Below are 19,697 nucleotides of genomic sequence, written 5' to 3' on the forward strand. Positions count from 1 at the left end.
GCAAAACAAATAAAGCACGAAGCCGCCCGTTCATAAAATTTTGAAATTCTACGAAATTTTAAAATTTAGCTTGAGTTTTGAAATTTCACGTCCATATCAAACGCGCTACAGATCAAAGCCCCTCAAGCGTTATGTCGTAGAGCCTCTCTGCCGTCTCGTCGTTTAAATTTAGCGTCTTTTTACTCTGCAAAAATTCTAAAATTTCATCCTGCGCAAAGCCCGTTCTTTGCGCGCAATGCTCGTGCGCAGGCAAAAAGCCGCGGCACAGTGCGATATTTTCTAAAATTTCTTCGTCGCATAAAAAACAATACGGCTCGTCGTGCAACCGCCCCTCAAATTTTAAAATTTCGGCGTAGCTTTCTACGATTATGCGGCGCGGATTTTGTTTGCCAAAGCACATAGCAGCTCGGTTTAGCAGCTCATAATAGAATTTATCCAGATGCTCGGCATCTTTTAGATGCGCGTGCAAAAGCCGCATAAATTGCTGCCAAAATAGCAGCTTCTCGCGGCTTGCGAGCCACGCGTATCCCAAATGCATCACGCCGCTAAGACGAGGGAGGAAGTTTGGATTTTGCGAGAGCTCGAAGTCGATCTTATAGCCCTGGATGATGTTTGAATGGCGCGCGCCGTAGAAGCGATACGCACGCACGAGCGCGCTTTCGCTCAGCACGTCCACGATGCAGTCCTCGTCCCTAACTTTGGTCGTTTTTAATATAAATCCTTGCATTTTCCTATTTTAGCGAAATTCACATATAAATTTAAATAAAGAATTTTAGGTTATAATCAGAAGTTTCATTTTATAGAATTTAAAGGAAATCATATGAATTTTGGAGATCTATTTTCAAAAATACGTAGAACGCAGCCCGCACCTAGCGAAGCTCCTACGCACTGGATAAAGTGCCCGGGATGCGGCGCACTGATGTATAGCAAAGAGGTCGAGCAAAATCATAGCGTTTGCCCGAAGTGCAACTACCATCTGCGTTTTGACGCGCAGGCTCGCATCGATCTGATCTGCGACGAAGGCTCTTTCGTGGAGTACGATCAAAATTTGCAGCCCGTCGATCCACTAAAATTCGTCGATAAAAAATCCTACAAAAAGCGCATCTCCGAGAGCAAGGAAAAAACAGGCAGGTTCAGCGCGGTGATCGCAGGCGAGGGCGCTATAAGTCGCCAAAAAATTCAGCTCGTGGTGTTTGATTTTAACTTCATGGGCGGAAGCCTGGGCTCCGTGGAGGGCGAAAAGATCGTGCGTGCCGTAAAGCGCAGCCTCGATAAAAACGAGCCGCTAATCATCGTAAGCGCAAGCGGTGGTGCTAGGATGCAAGAAAGCACCTTTTCGCTAATGCAGATGAGCAAAACCTCTGCCGCGCTTAAAATTTTATCCGAGCATAAAATTCCTTTCATATCCATTCTTACCGATCCTACGATGGGCGGCGTGAGCGCGTCCTTTGCGTGGCTGGGAGATATCATTATCGCAGAGCCCGGCGCTCTTATCGGCTTTGCCGGGCAGCGCGTCATCAAGCAAACCATCGGCGCGGATCTGCCGGAGGGCTTTCAGAGATCGGAATTTCTGCTCGAGCACGGATTAATTGATGCGATCGTGCCTAGAGCTGAGATGAGGCAGTATTTAAGCGATATAATCAACGTGCTGAGCAAAAACGCTGTGCAGATTGACGACACGAGCGATAAGTCGCTGCACGAAGATGGAAGCGAAGAGTAGTGCAGATAACGGTAAATTCCATCCAAAAGGGCGCGGACGAGTTCGCAGGCGCGATAAGCGATTATAAAAAAATGGCGGCTAAATTTGCCGCGGTGCGAGATGATATATTTTTTAACGCTAATATCGCTCGCGCACAAAGCACATCTGCCGAGCTAGCGCTTAAGGCGTATGATGAAGCTTATCTACCGCGCCTTAGCGGATACGTCGTAGCTTTGGATGAGCGCGGACAGGAGCTAGATAGCATGGAATTTGCGAGTATGCTAAAGGATAAAAGCAGTGTGTCGTTTTTCATCGGCGGCGCTTATGGGCTTAGTGAAAATTTTAAGGCAAAAGCCGATAAAATAATTAGTCTTAGCAGGCTTACGTTAGCGCACAAAATCGCTAAACTTTTGCTCTTTGAGCAAATTTTTCGCGCATTGTGCATTAACGCAAACCATCCATATCACAAATAAAGGGAAAGAATGAAAAAAAACGAGTTGAAATTTTACAAGAAAATTTTAGAAGAAAAAAGAGAGCAACTCATCGCCAATATTAATAGCTCTGTAAATGAAATTTCGGAATTGCGCGAAAATAAAGCTGCGGATGATTTTGACGTAGCGAGCATGAATACGGATTTAAGCATCGAATACTCGCTCAATGTTAATCAACAAAAGGCGTTTTTAGAGATTGAAAGCGCGCTTAAACGTATCGAAAACGGCACTTATGGGCTTTGCGAGAGCTGCGGCGAGCAGATAAGCTTAGAGCGCCTTAAGGTAAATCCAGAGGCGAGATTGTGCATTTCGTGCAAGGAACAGGCGGAAAAGCAAAATAGGAGTTAGCTATGAAAACCAAGCAATTCTTTTTATATTCGATCGTCTATATCGCAATCGTCGCGATTTTAGTTTTTACGCAGCAAAGCAGTAGCTATACACTGGGGCTTTTCGGTTTTACGCTTACGCTTCCTGTGGCGGTGTGGATCGTACTGCCGTTAATTTTATATATGATTTTGGCGATTTTTCATATCGTTTTTCATAGCTTTGCTTTTTACCGCACAAAAAGGGCGATCGCAAAGGATCTAAGCGCATACGATGCGATGAGTAAAGAGGTTTTGCTGGGTCTTGATACCAATAAAGACTTTAAAACCGAGTATTTTAAAGACCCGAGCGAGCTTACTAAAATTTTATCTCCGTGGTACGATAGCACCGGCATAGATGTCAAAAATGAGGATCTAAAGGAGGTCATAGGCGTTATCGAGAAGGTTAAAAACGGCGAAGTGGCGGATCTGCGAAAATATAAACTTCCTAAAGATAACGGACTATTTTTACAAAACGAACTCAACCGCCTCGACGCCGAGCCTGCGTATGCGTATGAAATTTTAAAAACTAAAGGCGTTTATAGTGAAAATATCACTAAAAAAGCCTATGCCGTAGCGCTTGCCAAAGGAAGCTACGATAAGATCAAGGCCTATAAAATTCCTCAAGACGTAGCCGAGGTAAATATTTTAGTGGATCGCGCGGTGAATGACGCGAGCTTTGAGATCAGCAGCGAGGAGCTTTTCGATCTCGTAAATAATGAAAAATTTAGCGAGCAGGATTTTATCGGCTTTGCCAAAAAGCTAAAAAATCATCTCGCTCCAGAGCAATACAAAGCCTTTTTCGAGCGGCTCAAAAACGAGAATCAAGAAGCGACCGAGGCATATCTGTACACGCTATATGAGCTTGGCATGATCGACGAGTTTAGAGAGCAGCTAAGTCTTGCCGACGGTGAGGAGTTTGAGAAGTTTAAAATTCTGCTATTTTTGCGCGACAACGGCAAAAACGTCCCTGCGTCGCTGTTATTTTAGCTCGGTAATTTTACGAGTTCGTTTTATGCGGGTAAGAGAGGCTGCCTTTAAGCTCTTTGCGTCTATTAAACACAGCCTGCGCGATAAATTTTAAAGTGCGGGTAAAATTCTAACTCGCGCAAATTTTAAATTTCAAAATTTATCGAAAAATCAATGCGCGTAAGCGGTAAAATTTAAAAGATTTGCTTGCGTAGTGCGCGTGTAAACGGATTTTGCATTTACGCGATGAAATTTAAAATTTAAAAGTAAAGCGCAAGACTTGCTAGCCGAATAAAGTGCTGAAATTTTAAAATCCGTGCGGCGTTTTGCAAACTGCTTGCCGGGTTTGCCGTGCAAATAAAATTTGGTGGCGATCATTCTTGCTGCCGTTTTGCCGCCACGTAAATTAGCTAAGCTTAAAAATAAAATTCGCGCCTAAATGCGAATACGTAGCCTATGAAATTTAAAATTTAAAGCTCGCGGCAAAACCCGCTGCAAGCGCTGCGGAGTTAAATTTAAAGGTTTAAATTCAAACGAAATCAAAATGAGAAATTTAAAATGACGAAAGATTTTTTTAAAAGGGACCCTTTATTTTTGGCGCCTTTGGCGGGCTTTTCGGATCCGCCGCTGCGGGGCGTAGTGAAAAAATTCGGCTGCGACGCGACCGTAAGCGAGATGATAAGCGCAAACGCCCTTGTTTTCGAGGGCGAAAAGACGCTAAAGATGCTCGAAAAAAATGCCGCCGAAACCCCATTTTTCGTGCAGATCGCAGGCAGCGATGCGGAAATTATCAAAAAGGCGGTTTTGCTCATCAATAAATTTGACGGCATCGACGGTATCGATCTAAACTGCGGCTGCCCCGTCCCCAAGGTCGTAAAGCAAGGCGCCGGCTCGGCGCTGCTGCTTGATCTGCCTCGCCTATCGCGCCTGGTTGAGACGATCAAAAAGTATTCGAATAAAAAATTTACGAGCGCGAAGGTGCGGCTGGGCTTCGGCGCCGTGGATATCGAAAATATCGCTCGCGCCGTACAAGGCGCAGGAGCCGATTTTATTGCTATTCACGGTCGCACCAGAGCGGGCGGATACAGCGCGGCGGTGGATTACAGCGCGATCGCAAGAGCCAAACACGAACTGCAAATCCCCGTGATCGCAAACGGCGACATAAACTCCGCCAATGCGCCTGCAGTGCGAGACCTTAGCGGCGCAGACGCGCTGATGATCGGTCGCGCGGTCATCGGCAGACCCTGGATCTTTCGCGAGATCAAAACGGGCGAACAGGCAAGTGACGAGCTAAAAAGGGAAGTCGTGCTCTATCATTTCTCCCAGATGTTAAGCCACTACGGCGTGCGCGGCGTGGCGATATTTCGCAAGCATCTGCACGAATACTCCAAGGGGCGCGAAAACGCCGCAAGCTTTCGCGAGCAGATCAACCACGTCGCTGCTGAGAGCGAAATGACTCGGCTAATCGAGGAATTTTTCGCCTAAATTTAGAATTTTAGGAACTCTGATGATTATTTTAAAAATTATAGCCTGCGCATTTTCGATGGGTTTTTGCTTGATGTGCATTTCAAGTTTAATGGGTTTTTTTATAGGGCAGATTTTTGACACATCTAGCGTCCGGTTTGACGATCCCTTAGAATGGCTACAGCAGAAGTGCGTATATTTCCTATTTTTGTGGATATTTTTCTGCGGGATTTGCGCGATACTTGCCGCAAAGTTAAAGGATTTTGGTAAGCTCACTGATTTTTTCGTAAATTTATTTTTGCCTACAGCAGCGGTTTGGATGCTATCGCCATTTTTAGGGATGATGATTGTGGCGCTGATTGTTTCAGATTTGCATCTTGCCAGGTTTTATTCCTCATTGCTTAGCGCATTAATATTTATCGTTCTTTTTATGATCGTCGTAGCCGAGGTCTTAAAGCAGATTTATCCGTCCAAGTCCTAGCGCGCGGAATTTTAAAATTTAGTGCAGAGCTTTTATCTACCGCTTATATCACAGCTCGCGCGTTAAAAGGCGAGGGCGTTAAAATTTAAGGAGAAATTATGGAAAATATCTACATCATCGGCGACGTGCACGGCTGCTACAGATCGCTTTTGGCGTTAATAGAGCAGCTGCCGCATAAATTTGATAGCAAAATTTGCTTTGTGGGCGATCTGATCGACCGAGGCCCTGCGAGCTCGGATGTGGTGGAGCTAGTGCGCACTCGCGGATATGACGCGGTGATGGGCAATCACGAAAAGCGCTTTGTAAGCAACGCAAAAACTGCACTAAGGTGCGCAAAGACGGGCAAATTTACGAGCTCAAATGACCTCTACGCATTTTTTAGCCTGGACGAAAGCTGGCTGTTTAATAACGGCGGTGAAGCGACGCTAGCGTCGTATTATCGTCACGGAGGCGTGAAACAATGCAAGGAGCATCTGCGGTTTGTCTCGCGGCTGCCGATTTACTTGGAGTATGATTTGCGTGATGAAAGCGGTCGCGCCCTCGTCGTATCGCACTCCGCAGTGGGTCGCGCGTGGGGGATTAGACACGATGCAGAGCGTGCGAAAAGCTTCGCCGCTCATGTGCTAAGCGGGCGCGGAGATGATAGCGCGAATGATGGAATTTTTAATGTCTACGGGCACACGCCGGTAAAAAAGCCCGTCATTACGGAATTTAGCGCAAATATCGATCTGGGCTGTGTTTATAAAAAGCACTGGGGCGAGAAGGCGAGGCTTTGCGCGCTGGAGTTTCCCTCAAAGAGAATTTTCACGCAGGAATGCATAGATTTTTGAGTTTGTGTCGGGATAGCGCGGATTAAAATTTAAATTTGCGTAGGCTATTTGAAGGCGAAATTTTAGAATTTAAAGACGCGTTCTTAAAGCGTCCGTCGCGCAGCCAGATCGCGTGAAATTTTAAATAATATCCCTTAGCTTACGCGCTTCATACATCCACGCCTCAAGCTCGTCCCAGTGCTCGCCCTCAATCATCTGTACGCAAATTTCAAGCTCATTTTTAAAAGCGTCGATCGCGCCCAGTAGGTTCGTGCGGTTTTGCTTAAAAATATCGACCCACATCTGCGGCGAGCTTTTGGCGATACGGCTCATGCCGGAGAAGCTGCCGCCAGCTAAATTTATGATATTGCGGCGATTTTCCTCTTTTAGTACGCTATTTACGAGCGAGTAGCTGATCGCATGCGGTAGGTGCGAGATGAGCGCTACGTGGTGATCGTGGCTTTTTGCGTCCATAAATACGATCTTCATCCCCGCGAACGAAAAAATTTCGACCGCTCGTTTGATATGCACTTCATCCGCACCATGATCGTCGCAGATAACGACTACTGCGCCGTTTAAAAGCTCTTTAAATGCCGCTTGCGGGCCGGAGTTTTCGGTACCAGCCATTGGGTGAGCTGCGATGAAATTTCGTCTGATCTGCGGAGGACAGTTTTGCAAAATTTTAAATTTCGTGCTTCCCAGATCAATGATCGTCGTTTCACTTCTGCAGTCGCTTAGTTTTTGCAACGTCTCAATAATTGCTTCCACGGGGATCGCGAGAAAGATCGCGTCGCAGCTTTGCTTCATCTGCTCCAGACTTAAAATTTCATGCACGAGCCCGAGCCTCAGAGCTTCTTTTTCATTTTCGCGGCTGATGTCGCAGCCGTAGACGGTGCTAATTATTTTGGTGCTTTTTAGACATAGCCCAAGAGAGCCGCCGATGAGACCCAAGCCGATAATTCCTATCTTCATAAAATTCCTTTTTGATATATGCAAGTTTTAATTTTAATGTGGTATTATACGCAAATTATTTTCGTTTTTAGGTAAAATTTTATGAAAAAAAGCGTTTTTTTACTCTTAGTAGGCGGGATTTCCGTGGCATGCGCCGCGCAGATAAAATCCATTAAATTTGAAGGGCTAAGGCATCTTTCTCCACAGGTCGCACAGCAAATTTCAGGACTTAAGGTGGGCGATGAGCTTAACGGCGAGAACACCAATGCTGCGATTTCAAAACTATTTGAGCAGGGCTATTTCAGCGACGTTTATATCAGCGAACAAGGCGGCGCGGTCACTATCAACGTAACCGAAAAACCGACCATCGCCAAGGTCGAGATCAAAAACGTAGTTACCAATGATCGCGACAAGATCAATGAGCTCATCGGCTTGCGTCCGGGCCAGGTTTACGATGAGGTGGCTGCTAAAAAAGCGGAGACCCGCATCAAGCAATACTACGAAGTCAAGGGCTTTTTCGACACCGTGGTGGAATTTTATCCAAAGCCGATAAACGACGATAAATCGGTCATCTTGCTAACGATCGAGGTAAATCGTGGCGAAAATATCATCATAGATAAGGTAAATTTAGTAGGCGCAGACAAGCTCGATTATGACGATATAGAGCCATCCGTCGCCAATAAAGAACGCGAGATGCTGGGCTGGATGTGGGGCTTTAACGACGGCAAGGTAAAAACCGCCGAGCTTCCTAACGACGCAAATAGAATTCAAGAAGAATATTATAAAAAAGGCTACTTAGACGCGCAGGTTTCGGCGCCACTACTTAATGCCGATATGGATAATTACACTGCTGATTTGACTTATTATATAAAAGAGGGCGAGCAATACACCGTAAGCTCCGTAGATATCGAGTATCCTGCAGATATAATCAAGCTTGATAAAGAAAAAGTTTTGGACGATTTCAAGCTTCAAAAGGGCGATACAATGAATTCCGAGCGTTTGCGCCGCGATATGAATACGCTAGAGACTTTAGTCGCGGATCAGGGATACGCCTATGTGCGCATTGTGCCTAAGACTAAGCAGGACAAAGAAGCTCGCACGGTCGCTATCACGTATCAAGTCATCCCTGAGGATAAAGTCTATATTAGAAACGTAACGATCTCGGGTAACGATAAGACCGAGGATAAGGTCATTCGCCGCGAGATGTATCTGACCGAGGGAAATTTATATAGCAAAACCGACTACAACGATTCGTTAAATTCTTTAAAACGCACGGGGTATTTCGATGAGGTGGAGATTAAAGAAAACCGCGTTTCTAACGATCAGATCGATCTTGAAGTCGCAGTTAAAGAAGCTCCTACGGGCTCTATCACGGGTGGTATCGGATATGGCAGCGAGGATGGAATTTTACTTAGCGGCGGTATCAGTGATCGTAACGTATTCGGCACCGGTCTTCACGGCGCATTCTCGGTCGAAAAAAGCGACGATCAGTTAAGCGGACGCTTGAGCTTAACCAATCCTAGAGTATTTGATTCTGAGTATAGCTTGGGCGGATCGATCTTTGCCAACGACTATGACTGGGACGATTACGATGAGAAATCTTACGGATTTTCAATCACGGGCGGTCGCAAGATCGGGCGTAATACCGATGTAAGCCTTACGTATTATCTCGAAAAAAGCGAGATTAAGGGCTTAAACGAATATTACGCCAAAGCGGGCTATTTAGATGGCAAGAATTTAAAAAGCTCGATTATCCCGTCTATTACATATAATAGCACAGATGATTATTACTTGCCAAGAAGCGGTATGATCGCAAGTGCCAGCTTAGAATACGCGGGTCTTGGCGGCGATATGGACTACACCAAGGCTCGAGGATCGTTTAACTACTACTTTGGCTTGCGAGATTATATCGATCACGACATTATCTTTAGATACAAAGCTGCAACGGGCTATATGTGGGAAGGTAATAAAAAGATCCCGATCAACGAAAAGCTATTCCTAGGCGGAATGAAAAGCATTAGAGGCTACGAAGGTCGCAGTATCCCGAAAAAAGAGATCTGCTTAAATGCAAATAATTGCCGCTATATTGAGACGGGCGGTATGCAGAGTTTCAATAACTCCTTTGAGCTAAGCTTTCCGGTGGTTGATAGGCTTAAAATGCGCTTTGTAACGTTTTTTGACTACGGAATGATCGGCGATCATGACTGGAATGAGGAGGAGCGCTATAGCACGGGTGCTGGTATCGAGTGGATGACGCCGATGGGGCCTTTGCAACTATACTTCGTTAAGCCGCTTAATAAAAAGCCGCACGACGACACAAATAGCTTCGAATTTAGCATCGGCGCTAGATTTAATTAAACGCGACGACTTGCGAACGCTGTGGCGTGCGTAGAATTTTCTACCGCACGCCTTAAAATTTAGTAACGCTGCAATTTTGGCTTTTCTTGTCGCACTAATTTACAGCCGAATTATTGTAGGCGGTTTGATCTAAAATTTAATTGGAATTCCGCTCGGCTTAGGATGAAATTTAAACGTATAGCTTGCTTTGAATTTTTTAGAATTTTATATCAAGATAGTTTAAAATTTCATTCGTATGGCAAAATTTTAAGTATAAGTGTTCTAAAAAAATCAATACAAGCCATTAGCATAATTTAAAGAAATTCTAATATTGAAATTTTAAAGATTACGATATAGACGATAAACGCCGCTTTGTTGTGTGCGGAATTTCACTGCATAGGATTTAGCGCGCCACCAAATTTTAAAGCTCATAAATTTTGAGATTCTAAAATCGCGAGAATTTAAAATCTGAAATTCGCCTCGTAAATCGCTAAACATTTGCGTTAAATTTTGCCTCGCTTTACCGATAATTTAAGTTAAGCTTGTAAAATCGCGCTCTAAAATTATATCAAAGGCTCTTTTATGCGTAGAAATGGCAATGGAACGAAGCTTAAAATTTTAATATTTCTTATTATAATATGCGCTTTGGTTTATGGAATCTTTAGAATTTTTACCTCGCCTAAATTTGAAAAAAATCCTCCGCAAATTGCGCTGGAAAATGAAATTTATTGGAATTTAACCTCGCCTTTAAAGATTAAAATTTCAGACGATACCGGCATTAAGCTTGTCCGCGTAAACTTAAACGACGGAGCCAGCACGATACCGCTACTAAATGAGGAGCTGAATGTTCCACAAACGACGCTAGAGCTTGCCGTGCAATTTCCTAAAAATTTGATGCTTAATAAAGATAAAAACTACAAGCTTGAGGTTTTTGCAAACGACATTAGCTCGTGGAATTTTGCTCAAGGAAATAAGAGCGCAAAAACGGCAAATATAATAATAGATGACAAAAAGCCCGTCATAAATATCATCAATCAATCCTATAAAATCACCAAAGGCGGTAGCGCTGTAGTTGTATTTTCGGCAAAAGACGAGCGCCTAAACGAAGTCTATGTCAAAACCAACTATGGCAAAATTTTTAAAGCAATTCCTTTTGTAAAAGATGGCTATTATGCGTCTCTCGTAGCGTGGCCTGCAAATTTGGAGGAATTTCGCGCAGAAGCGGTCGCCACTGATCGTGCAGGCAATGAAAGCATTTCGCAGATCAAATATTTTTATCAGGACAAAAAATATAAAGTCTCTACTATCAAGCTAAATCCGGGCTTCATTAACGGCAAAGTAAGTGATCTGGCTAGCCAATACGCGCAGAATTTTAACTCTATGAGCGATCTGGAGAAATTTAAATTCGTAAACGAAACTCTGCGTAAGAAAAATGGAGATGATCTGCACGCCGCTACTAGCGCGGTGCACGAGGATAAAATAAATGGATTTGAGCTAAAGCCTTTTTATCCGCTTGCTAAAGGCGCAGCGGTAGCAAGCTTTGCCGATCATCGGATATTTTTTATGAACGATGAACAAGTAAGCGAGTCTTGGCATATGGGGCTTGATCTAGCAAGCGTTGCAAACGCCGATATCAAAGAGAGTAACTACGGCAAGGTAGTTTTCGCGCAGGAAAACGGAATTTTCGGATTAAATTTAGGAATTTACTACGGCTTCGGATTATACGGCATCTACGGACACTGCTCGGCGACGCAGTTAAGCGTCGGCAGCGACGTAAAGCCGGGCGATATTCTAGCACAGACGGGCTCAAGCGGCTTTGCTTTCGGAGATCATCTGCATTTTGGCATCGTAGTTCAGGGTGTGGACGTAAGACCCGAGGAGTGGATGGATCCTAAGTGGATGAAAGATAACATTACCGATGTCTTAGAATCGTCCAAAAAAGTAATAGAAAAAGGTAAGTAAATTTTAAAATTTTCGCTATAATGCGCGGGTTAATGAAAACGAGGATAGAAATGAGACAGACAACGATAGCTAAGAAAGTCCATAACGTCGGCATCGGGCTGCACAAAGGTGAGCCTATCAGACTTACGTTAGAGCCTTTAGAGGCGGGCAGTGGAATCGTATTTTACAGAAGCGATCTTGGCGTTAGTTTTAAAGCCGAGCCGAAAAACGTCATAAATACGCAAATGGCAACCGTCGTAGGAAGCGAGAAAGGCTATATATCAACAATAGAGCATCTAATGAGCGCCATTAATGCCTATGGTATCGATAATATCCGTATCATCGTCGATGCTAATGAAATTCCTGTGATGGACGGAAGCTCCGCGAGCTTTTGTATGCTTTTAGACGAAGCGGGAGTAAGAAAGCTTGACGCGAATAAAAAAGCTCTCATCATCAAGCGAGCTGTGGAGATTCGCGAGGGAGATAAGCTCGTGCACTTAAGCCCTAGCAAGAGTCCGAAATTTGATTATACGATTAAATTTAGCCATCCGCTCATCGGCACTCAGCACCATGTTTTTGAATTTAGCAAAAAAGCCTATCTTAAAGAAATTTCGCGAGCGCGCACGTTTGGATTTTTAAAAGACGTGCAAGTGCTACGCTCCATGGGGCTAGCTCTAGGCGGCAGTTTAGAAAACGCCGTCGTAATAGACGAGAATAAAATTTTAAATCCAGAGGGCTTGCGTTTTGAAAACGAGTTCGTCCGCCATAAAATTTTAGATGCGATCGGCGATCTTGCGCTCGTGGGCGCTCCGATTTTGGGCGATTATACGGCGTTTGCGGGAAGCCACGATCTAAATCATAAACTCACTTTGGCAGTCCTTGCCGACGCGAAAAATTTCGAGCTAGTAGATCTTACCGCCGAGGTTGTGCGCGAATATCAAAAAGTCTTTGCTTAAGGTTGCAAAATCAAAGAGATTGAAATTCTAATCGCTGCTCTTAGCGCTCCGTGCCTGCTCGGTGTGTATGAAAACGGCGCTAAGATAGCGGAATTTTCAAGCGCTGAAGGCGAAAAAGCCGATAAATTTCTGGTCGCTAAATTTAGCGAAATTCTAAAAACTTATAAAATCAAAGAGCTCATCTATGCAAATACCCCGGGCAGCTTTATGGGCATGAAGGTAAGCTACGTGATATTGCGCACGCTTAGCATCGCTCTTGATGTGCCGCTGTATGCCATTAGTGGCTTTGAGCTAAGCGGCTTCGGACCGATCAGAGCGAATAAAAACTTCAGCTACGTTTACGATCGCGGCGAAATCAAAATGAAAAAATGCGCCCCCGCCACGCTATCTTTGCCGCAGGATTTATCGGTTTTAAATAAAAGCGATGATATACTTCCAAATTACATCATAGAAGCGGTTTAGGAGAGAGCTTGATTATAAGAATTCCTGCGACGAGCGCAAATTTAGGCCCCGGTTTCGACGCGCTCGGCCTTAGCCTAGGGCTATTTAACGAAGTAGAAATTACCGAGCAGAAGTTTTTTTGCGTATCGCTTAGCGGTGAGGGCAGCGACAGAGCGTGGCTTAAGAAGGGCAACGCTTTTTTGAATATTTTCAATGAAATTTACAGAAAACTAGGCGGCGGGCAAGAGATAAATTTTAAATTTGCTTTTCGCAACAACATCCCGTTTTCGCGTGGGCTGGGCAGCAGCTCGGCCGTGATCGTAGGCGCCATCGCAAGCGCTTATAAAATTTGCGGGTTTGAGATCGATCGCGCTAAAATTTTAAACACGGCGCTGGAATACGAAAACCACCCGGATAATATCGCGCCCGCGACGCTCGGCGGCTTTGTCAGTAGCGTCGTGGACGGCAAGACGGTTCGCACGCAAAAATGCGAAATTTCGCAAGATCTGCAAGCGGTCGTCGTCATCCCCGATACGCCGATGCCTACGAACGAATCGCGCGGCAAGCTGCCTAAGAGCTTTTCGATCAAAGATTGCGTTAGCAACCTCTCGCACGCGGCGTTTCTGACCGCTTGCTTTATGCGGCGCGATTACGACAGCTTGCGTTACGCCTGTATCGATAAGATGCACGAGCAGATGCGCATGGGCGTGCTCCCGCAGCTTTTTGGGGTGCGCGAGATCGCCTATGATAACGGCGCGCTTATGAGCTCGCTCTCGGGAAGCGGCTCAAGCTTTTTAAATTTAGTCTACAGAGCCGACGCCGCAAAGCTTAAAGCCTGCCTTAGCGAAAATTTTAAAAACTTCCGCGTCGAAATTTTAGAGATCGACAACGGCGGCTTTAATATTGACTAAGAAAAATAAAGATATAATCGCATGAGCGAACCGATTAGAATGTGCGTTATTTGCAGGGGGCGCTTCGCCAAGCGCGAACTCCACGCCTTTTTGCAAAATTTTAAAAATATAAGCTCAAACAGACAATTTTATATTTGCGACGGTTGCATAAATCAAAAAGAGAAAATTTCAAAATATCTATCTAAATTTGCGTCTAGTGCAGATTTGGGACATATCAAGGAGAGGGTTTTAAATGGGTGTTCTGATTAAAGATATCGCGGACGAGCTTGGATACGCAAGCAAAGAGATAATCGAAAAAGCGCAGGAGATGGGCTTTAAGAGGGTAAAAACCGCGTCGAATAAAGTAAGCGAAGAAGAAGCTGCCGCTATTTACGATTATATTCAGACGGGAATTTTACCGGGGAAAAAGTCAAAGCCTGCGAAAAAAAGCTCCGAAAAAGCGCAAGAAGATGAGAATAAGCCCGCTAAAAAACAGAGCGAAACTAAAAAAACCGCTAAAAAAGAGAGCCCTAAAAAGGCGGAAAGCTTAAAAGCTTCCGAATCCAAAGAGCTTGCACAGAGCGCCAAAGAGCCTAGCGATGAAAAAACTCGGACGCAAGAGCCCGAGGCGAAAACCGAAAAAGCCCAAAATCAAAAAGAAGAAATTTCCTCCGCTGCGCAGGAGAAAGAGGAGAAGCAAAACGCCGCTTCAAAGCCCGCGCCGGTGCAGATAAATAGCGGCGATAGTATAGCTAGCGAGAGCTTGCAAAAGCGCCGTGGTCTAGTCATCGTAAAAAAGAAAAAGGAAGTTCAAGCCCCGGCGGCACAAGATAGGACCGAGCCTAGGCGCGAAAAGATAAGTGCGAGCTTGGAGGCGATCTTTTCAAATGCCGAACTAAATTTGAAAAAGAAAAAGATCGAAAAGAAAAAGGCTCCCGCGGCTAAAAAAGAAGACGCCCTTAAAATCGACATCATTCCTGATCACGAGATGGCGGATATCGTCATTGAGGACGAAGATGTCGTGGTAATGCCCGATTTCACCGTCAAACCAATTCAGACCGAAAATCGCACCAAAAGTAAAAACCAACCCAATATTTATCGCGCCTCGCAGAATCAAATTTTCAGCAGTGAGGGCGGCATAAGTCGCGGCGGTCGCAAAAAGCATAAAAAAGCCCCTCGCGAGCAGGGTAGCGAAATCGTAAGCTCTGTAAATATCCCAAAAGAGATCCGCGTCTATGAGTTTGCCGATAAGATCAAAAAGCAGCCTAGCGAGATCATCGGCAAACTATTTGCGCTTGGGATGATGACGACGAAAAACGACTTTTTGGACGAGGACGCGATAGAAATTTTAGCAAGCGAATTCGGTATCGAAGTAAATATCATCGATGAGTCGCAGGAGTTTGATTACATCAAGGCCTACGAGGACAGCGAAGGCGAAGAAAATTTAATCGCTAGAGCGCCTGTCATCACCATTATGGGACACGTCGATCACGGCAAAACGAGCTTGCTTGATTATATACGAAACTCTCGCGTCGCAAGCGGCGAAGCGGGCGGCATCACGCAGCACGTAGGCGCGTATATGGTCGAAAAAAACGGCAGGAAGATCACTTTCATCGACACTCCGGGCCATGAGGCCTTTACTTCGATGCGCGCGCGCGGAGCCGAGGTTACCGATATCGTAATCATCGTAGTGGCGGCAGACGACGGCGTCAAGCCTCAGACTAAGGAGGCTATAGCGCATGCCAAGGCCGCAAATGTTCCGATCATCATCGCGATAAATAAGATGGACAAGCCTAATGCCAATCCCGATCTCGTAAAAACCGGGCTTGCAGAGCTTGACATCATGCCTACCGAGTGGGGCGGCAGCTACGAGTTCGTGCCGATCTCCGCAAAAACGGGCGAGGGAATTGAAAATTTATTAGAGATCGTGCTTTTGCAAGCTGATCTTTTGGAGCTCAAAGCCGATCCTAGCAAGCAGGCTAAAGCGACCATCATCGAAAGCTCCCTTCAAAAGGGGCGCGGCGCAGTTGCCACCGTCATCGTGCAAAACGGCACTCTGCATGTCGGAGACACCGTAGTAGCTGGTATCGCATACGGCAAGGTGCGCGCGCTTAGCGACGATAAGGGCAGGGCGCTAAAGCAAATTTTACCTGGCGAATGCGGCGTTATCATAGGCCTTAGCGAGGTTCCGGGTGCGGGCGAGACACTGATCGGCGTTTCAAGTGATAAAGAAGCGCGCGAGTACGCGAGCAAAATTTACGAGCATCAGCGCCAAAAAGAGCTTAGCAAATCGACCAAGGTCACCATCGACGAGCTAAGCGCCAAGATCGCCGAAGGCTCACTAAAAAGTCTGCCCGTGATTGTCAAAGCCGACGTTGCGGGCTCGCTGGAGGCTATCAAAGCAAGCCTTGAGAAGCTCCGCAACGACGAGGTCAAGGTCGATATCGTCCACAGCGGCATCGGCGGTATCACGCAAAACGATATCGCCTTGGCAAGCGCCAGCGAAAACTGCGTGATCTTGGGCTTCAACGTCCGTCCTACGGGCGAGATCAAAGAGCTTGCCAAAGAGCGCGGTGCGCAGATTAAGACCTACAACGTCATCTACAACCTAATCGACGATATCAAGGCGCTTTTGAGCGGCCTTATGAGCCCGATCATCAGCGAGGAGGCCTTGGGTCAAGCCGAGATCCGCCAGGTCATCAACGTGCCTAAGATCGGGCAGATCGCGGGCTGCATGGTTACCGACGGGCTCATAGCTCGCGGCGCAAAGATCCGCGTCATCAGAGAGGGTGTCATCGTTTTCGAGGGCAACGTCAGCTCGCTCAAGCGCTTCAAAGACGACGCCAAAGAGGTCGCCAAAGGCTTCGAGTGTGGCGTAGGTATCGAGGGTTACGACGATATGCGCGTGGGCGATTTTATCGAAAGCTACAAGCAAAAAGAGGAGCAGGCTACGATCGACTAATGCTCGCGGAATTTCGCGTGGGCATTCGCTTAGTTTGCACGGCTTGCGGTTAAATTTTAAGCCTCGATCGCGCCTTGAAATTTTATGCTCGTAGAATTTGGGCACGAAATTTCGTCTTTTAAATTTAATGGTATAACGCGCGAGCAAAGCTTTAAATTTTATCTGTTTCTACGCGAGGCTTTGCCGCGCAGCGCCAGTTTTGAAATTTTAATGTTTTAAATTTTTCTTGCGGCGCGGCTTTGCGATCAAATTTTATTTGACGCCGCTTGCTGATCGCGGTTTTTCCGCGCGACTTAAATTTTAAATTTAATCGCGAAATTGAAATTTAAAAGCGGTAAAATTTAGATTTTGCGTAGCATCAAAGCGCTTTTAAAATTTAAGATAAATTCTAAATCGGCGCAGTGTGCGGCAAAACAGCGACGCGGAGAACGGCACGGTGCAAGCGGCGCAAAATGAGACCGCAACGGCGTGCGGTGTCATTGCGGCGCTGTCAAAAGACGGCAACGGATATCGTAAATAGCGACGCAGTAAGCGAGCGTAGCGCAAAGAGGGTGCCGCCGCGCACCGTATTATTGCGGCGCCAAGACGGGTAGTGCGGCAGCAATATAGCGCCGTGGCGAGCAGAGCACGGCGCAGAATAGCACCGCGTCTTGGCGCGGAAATATTTCTGCTGTAGCGGTGAGGCTATGCGATGAGCTTTCGTACGCGAGCCATAAATTTTATGCGATCTGCGTTTGAAATTTAAGCGCGAAGCGCGCGGGCTAAAATAATTTCAAAGCAGGGCTTGCGCCTTTTAAAATTTAAGAGCGAAATTTTAAAAAGTGCGGCGCCGTTTGCAATACCAGCGCGCAGCAAACCGCTTAGAATTTAAATGGACGTTCCGACGCATCGCAAGCCGCGTCAAATTTAAACAGACCGCGTCGCCGCAGGACGGATATTTCGCAACGCCGAAGTGGAATAGAATTCCGCATCGTCATGCCCAAGCGAAATAAAATTTCGCGTCGCTGAAAGACGCGAGATAAAATTCTATATCGCCGCAAGACGGACGCTCCGCTGCGACAAAGCAATAAAATTCCGTCATCGCAAGACGCAAAATAAAATTCCATCGCCGTATAATCTGCGGCGATTTAAGATAGCGAGGTAAAGATGAATCCGACCGAACTCAGAAGACTTCGCACGCAAAGCGTGCTAAAGCAGCTCATCCCCGAAGCGCTCGCGAGCCTTGAGGACGAGCTTTTGCGCGGGCTGTGCGTCACCGACGTGGAGTGCAAGCGCGGGCGCTACGACGCGTTTGTATATCTGGATAAAAACGCCTTCGACGAGCGCGAGCAGGAATTTGTGCTCGAAAAGCTCGGCCGCGTGGCGAGATATTTGCAAAACTTCTGCGCTGAGGCGGAGGGCTGGTACCGCTGCCCCGCGTTTCACTTCAAATTTGACGACCGCTTGGAGTATCAAAACAAAATGGACGATCTTTTTGACAAAATAGAGGAGGAGCTGCGCAAAAATGGTTGATTTAGAGGCTTTGGCGCGCGAGTGCGGCGTGCAGCTTTACGACGTGGAGACGGTGAGCGAAAACGGCAGAACGATCTACCGCATCAGTATCACGAAAGCGGGCGGCGTGGGGCTGGACGATTGCGAGCGGTTATCGCGGCTGCTTTCGCCGATTTTCGACGTGGATCCGCCGCTTGAGGGCGAGTGGACGCTGGAGGTCGGCTCGCCCGGGCTTGAGCGCAAGCTAAGCAAGCCGCAGCATTTCGCAAATTCCGTCGGCGAGCTCGTGCGCCTAAGCTGCACGGACGGGCAGAAGCTAAGCGGCGAGGTGCTTGGCTGCGAAGGCGGCATGCTTAGACTGCGCACAGACGGCGGCGAGGTAAGCGTGCGACTTGATGAGATCAAAAAGGCGCGAACCTACGTGCAGTGGTAGCGGCGTGGATTTTAAAGCTCTGCGCGCAGATTTGAAATTTTGCGAATAAAGCTTAAAATTTGCCGCGCGGGATTTGCGGGTTTGAAATTTTGGCTTGGAATTTTGAGGTTTAAATTTTAAAATCGCCTTTGAAATTTACAGCTCCCGGTTGCTCTTGGTGGTTCCTTGTTGCTCTTGATCTCTCGCGGCGCTCGGCGCAGAATTTTAAAATTCCGGTGCCGCTTGCCTGTTTTGAAATTTTATCTTACGCCGATAAAAGGTAATTTTTCACGCTACCGGGCGGCGCTTTGAAATTTCACACTGCGCCGCTAAAAGATAATTTTTGCGTGACCTTCGCGCGTTGCTTAGGAATTTTACGTCGCGCTAAAAGTCGGCTAAATTTAAAATTTACGCGCTGTTTTGACGCGGTAAAATTTCAAACCTTTTGCTGCAAAGCAGAATTTTAAATTTTACGCTTTGTCGTAAATTTGGATTTTACCGCCCGCGACAAATACTGCGCCCGCGAGTTTTACAGCGCCTGTGCTACGAATCGCACCACGATGTTTGTTTACTAGCACGGCTCATCGTAATTTTACTAAGCAATCACGGCGGAGCGGGACAATTTAAATTTTTGGATCTTTTATGAACGACGAATTTTACATGGATTTGGCGCTGCGGGCTGCGTGGCGCTATCAGGCTCTGACGCTACCAAACCCCGCCGTGGGCTGCCTGCTTCTGGATAGGGGCGGCAGAGTTCTAAGTATAGGCGCGCATAAAAAGGCGGGCTTTTTGCACGCCGAGGCAAACGCCGTTTTCGCCACGCTGTGCGACCTGGACGCAAATTTCGCACAGGATTTCGCCCGCGAATACGCCCGCAAATTCGGCGTTAAATTTCAAAACACAAAAGCCCTAAAAAGCGCGCTCTTGCAGCCGAGCTTCACCTATGATTTTATCTTAAACCGCCACGGCGGGCTTTTGCGCGGCGCTTGCGCCTACGTCACGCTCGAGCCCTGCGCGCACCGCGGCAAGACCCCATCTTGC

General features: G+C 46.5%; 19 protein-coding genes and 1 pseudogene. 17 read left to right on the top strand and 3 right to left on the bottom strand.

Annotated features, from left to right (window positions below; translation table 11 throughout):
* Positions 1 to 112 precede the first annotated feature (112 nt).
* Positions 113 to 727, bottom strand: coding sequence for a recombination protein RecO (gene recO, locus Q0101_RS09905; RefSeq protein WP_297945040.1), 615 nt, complete (start codon positions 725 to 727; stop codon positions 113 to 115).
* Between the two features lie 93 nt (positions 728 to 820).
* On the opposite strand from recO, the gene accD reads away from it, so the two are divergent.
* Genes accD through Q0101_RS09925 form a run of 4 tightly spaced genes read left to right on the top strand, consistent with a single transcriptional unit; the run spans position 821 to position 3,542 of the window.
* A complete protein-coding gene (gene accD, locus Q0101_RS09910; RefSeq protein ID WP_297945043.1) occupies positions 821 to 1,720 on the top strand; it encodes an acetyl-CoA carboxylase, carboxyltransferase subunit beta in 900 nt (299 codons plus the stop codon).
* Positions 1,720 to 2,172 carry a 23S rRNA (pseudouridine(1915)-N(3))-methyltransferase RlmH gene (locus tag Q0101_RS09915; protein WP_297945046.1) on the top strand — a complete coding sequence of 151 codons (453 nt, stop codon included), beginning with the start codon at positions 1,720 to 1,722 and terminating at the stop codon, positions 2,170 to 2,172. The genes accD and Q0101_RS09915 overlap by 1 nt, the downstream gene beginning before the upstream one ends.
* Positions 2,173 to 2,181: 9 nt before the next feature.
* Positions 2,182 to 2,538, top strand: a complete 357-nt coding sequence (gene dksA, locus Q0101_RS09920; protein ID WP_005872423.1) for an RNA polymerase-binding protein DksA — start codon at positions 2,182 to 2,184, stop codon at positions 2,536 to 2,538.
* A gap of 2 nt (positions 2,539 to 2,540) precedes the next feature.
* Positions 2,541 to 3,542, top strand: a complete 1,002-nt coding sequence (locus Q0101_RS09925) for a LapA family protein (RefSeq protein WP_297945048.1) — start codon at positions 2,541 to 2,543, stop codon at positions 3,540 to 3,542.
* 150 nt (positions 3,543 to 3,692) lie between these two features.
* Here Q0101_RS09925 and Q0101_RS09930 read toward each other — a convergent pair whose 3' ends face one another.
* The gene (locus tag Q0101_RS09930; protein WP_297945052.1) at positions 3,693 to 3,899 is read right to left on the bottom strand and encodes a hypothetical protein; all 207 of its coding nucleotides are present in this window, start codon (positions 3,897 to 3,899) and stop codon (positions 3,693 to 3,695) included.
* Positions 3,900 to 4,079: 180 nt separating this feature from the next.
* On the opposite strand from Q0101_RS09930, the gene Q0101_RS09935 reads away from it, so the two are divergent.
* The 3 genes from Q0101_RS09935 to Q0101_RS09945 all read left to right on the top strand — a co-directional run bounded on the left by Q0101_RS09935 (position 4,080) and on the right by Q0101_RS09945 (position 6,296).
* Complete coding sequence (locus Q0101_RS09935) at positions 4,080 to 5,006, top strand: tRNA-dihydrouridine synthase (protein ID WP_297945054.1); 927 nt, start codon at positions 4,080 to 4,082, stop codon at positions 5,004 to 5,006.
* Between the two features lie 22 nt (positions 5,007 to 5,028).
* Complete coding sequence (locus Q0101_RS09940) at positions 5,029 to 5,466, top strand: hypothetical protein (protein WP_297945057.1); 438 nt, start codon at positions 5,029 to 5,031, stop codon at positions 5,464 to 5,466.
* 98 nt (positions 5,467 to 5,564) lie between these two features.
* A complete protein-coding gene (locus tag Q0101_RS09945; RefSeq protein WP_297945060.1) occupies positions 5,565 to 6,296 on the top strand; it encodes a metallophosphoesterase in 732 nt (243 codons plus the stop codon).
* Positions 6,297 to 6,416: 120 nt separating this feature from the next.
* On the opposite strand, the gene Q0101_RS09950 is transcribed toward Q0101_RS09945, so the two are convergent.
* A complete protein-coding gene (locus Q0101_RS09950; protein WP_297945063.1) occupies positions 6,417 to 7,247 on the bottom strand; it encodes a prephenate dehydrogenase in 831 nt (276 codons plus the stop codon).
* A gap of 81 nt (positions 7,248 to 7,328) precedes the next feature.
* Here Q0101_RS09950 and bamA point away from each other — a divergent pair, with 81 nt between their 5' ends.
* The 10 genes and pseudogenes from bamA to Q0101_RS10000 form a co-directional block, all read left to right on the top strand.
* A complete protein-coding gene (bamA, locus tag Q0101_RS09955; RefSeq protein WP_297881641.1) occupies positions 7,329 to 9,584 on the top strand; it encodes an outer membrane protein assembly factor BamA in 2,256 nt (751 codons plus the stop codon).
* A 561-nt stretch (positions 9,585 to 10,145) separates the two neighbouring features.
* Positions 10,146 to 11,525: a M23 family metallopeptidase gene (locus Q0101_RS09960; RefSeq protein ID WP_297945066.1), complete on the top strand. Its 1,380-nt coding sequence runs from the start codon at positions 10,146 to 10,148 to the stop codon at positions 11,523 to 11,525.
* A gap of 50 nt (positions 11,526 to 11,575) precedes the next feature.
* Positions 11,576 to 12,460: a UDP-3-O-acyl-N-acetylglucosamine deacetylase gene (gene lpxC, locus Q0101_RS09965; protein WP_297945069.1), complete on the top strand. Its 885-nt coding sequence runs from the start codon at positions 11,576 to 11,578 to the stop codon at positions 12,458 to 12,460.
* 63 nt (positions 12,461 to 12,523) lie between these two features.
* Positions 12,524 to 12,922 carry a glycoprotease gene (locus tag Q0101_RS09970; RefSeq protein WP_297905358.1) on the top strand — a complete coding sequence of 133 codons (399 nt, stop codon included), beginning with the start codon at positions 12,524 to 12,526 and terminating at the stop codon, positions 12,920 to 12,922.
* An 8-nt stretch (positions 12,923 to 12,930) separates the two neighbouring features.
* Entirely contained in the window at positions 12,931 to 13,812 is an 882-nt protein-coding gene (gene thrB, locus Q0101_RS09975; protein ID WP_297945072.1) for a homoserine kinase, read from the top strand.
* 21 nt (positions 13,813 to 13,833) lie between these two features.
* Positions 13,834 to 14,061, top strand: a complete 228-nt coding sequence (locus tag Q0101_RS09980; RefSeq protein WP_297882510.1) for a hypothetical protein — start codon at positions 13,834 to 13,836, stop codon at positions 14,059 to 14,061.
* The gene (gene infB, locus Q0101_RS09985; RefSeq protein WP_297945075.1) at positions 14,045 to 16,753 is read left to right on the top strand and encodes a translation initiation factor IF-2; all 2,709 of its coding nucleotides are present in this window, start codon (positions 14,045 to 14,047) and stop codon (positions 16,751 to 16,753) included. Before Q0101_RS09980 ends, infB begins: the two co-directional genes overlap by 17 nt.
* Positions 16,754 to 17,899: 1,146 nt before the next feature.
* Positions 17,900 to 18,265, top strand: a complete 366-nt coding sequence (gene rbfA / locus Q0101_RS09990) for a 30S ribosome-binding factor RbfA (protein ID WP_005872391.1) — start codon at positions 17,900 to 17,902, stop codon at positions 18,263 to 18,265.
* Positions 18,258 to 18,677, top strand: a complete 420-nt coding sequence (locus Q0101_RS09995; protein WP_297945078.1) for a ribosome maturation factor RimP — start codon at positions 18,258 to 18,260, stop codon at positions 18,675 to 18,677. The genes rbfA and Q0101_RS09995 overlap by 8 nt, the downstream gene beginning before the upstream one ends.
* 621 nt (positions 18,678 to 19,298) lie before the next feature.
* Positions 19,299 to 19,697 (top strand): annotated as a pseudogene (locus Q0101_RS10000) (riboflavin biosynthesis protein RibD); the annotation flags it as partial.

The sequence above is a fragment of the uncultured Campylobacter sp. genome (genome assembly GCF_937921625.1).
GTDB lineage: Bacteria > Campylobacterota > Campylobacteria > Campylobacterales > Campylobacteraceae > Campylobacter_B.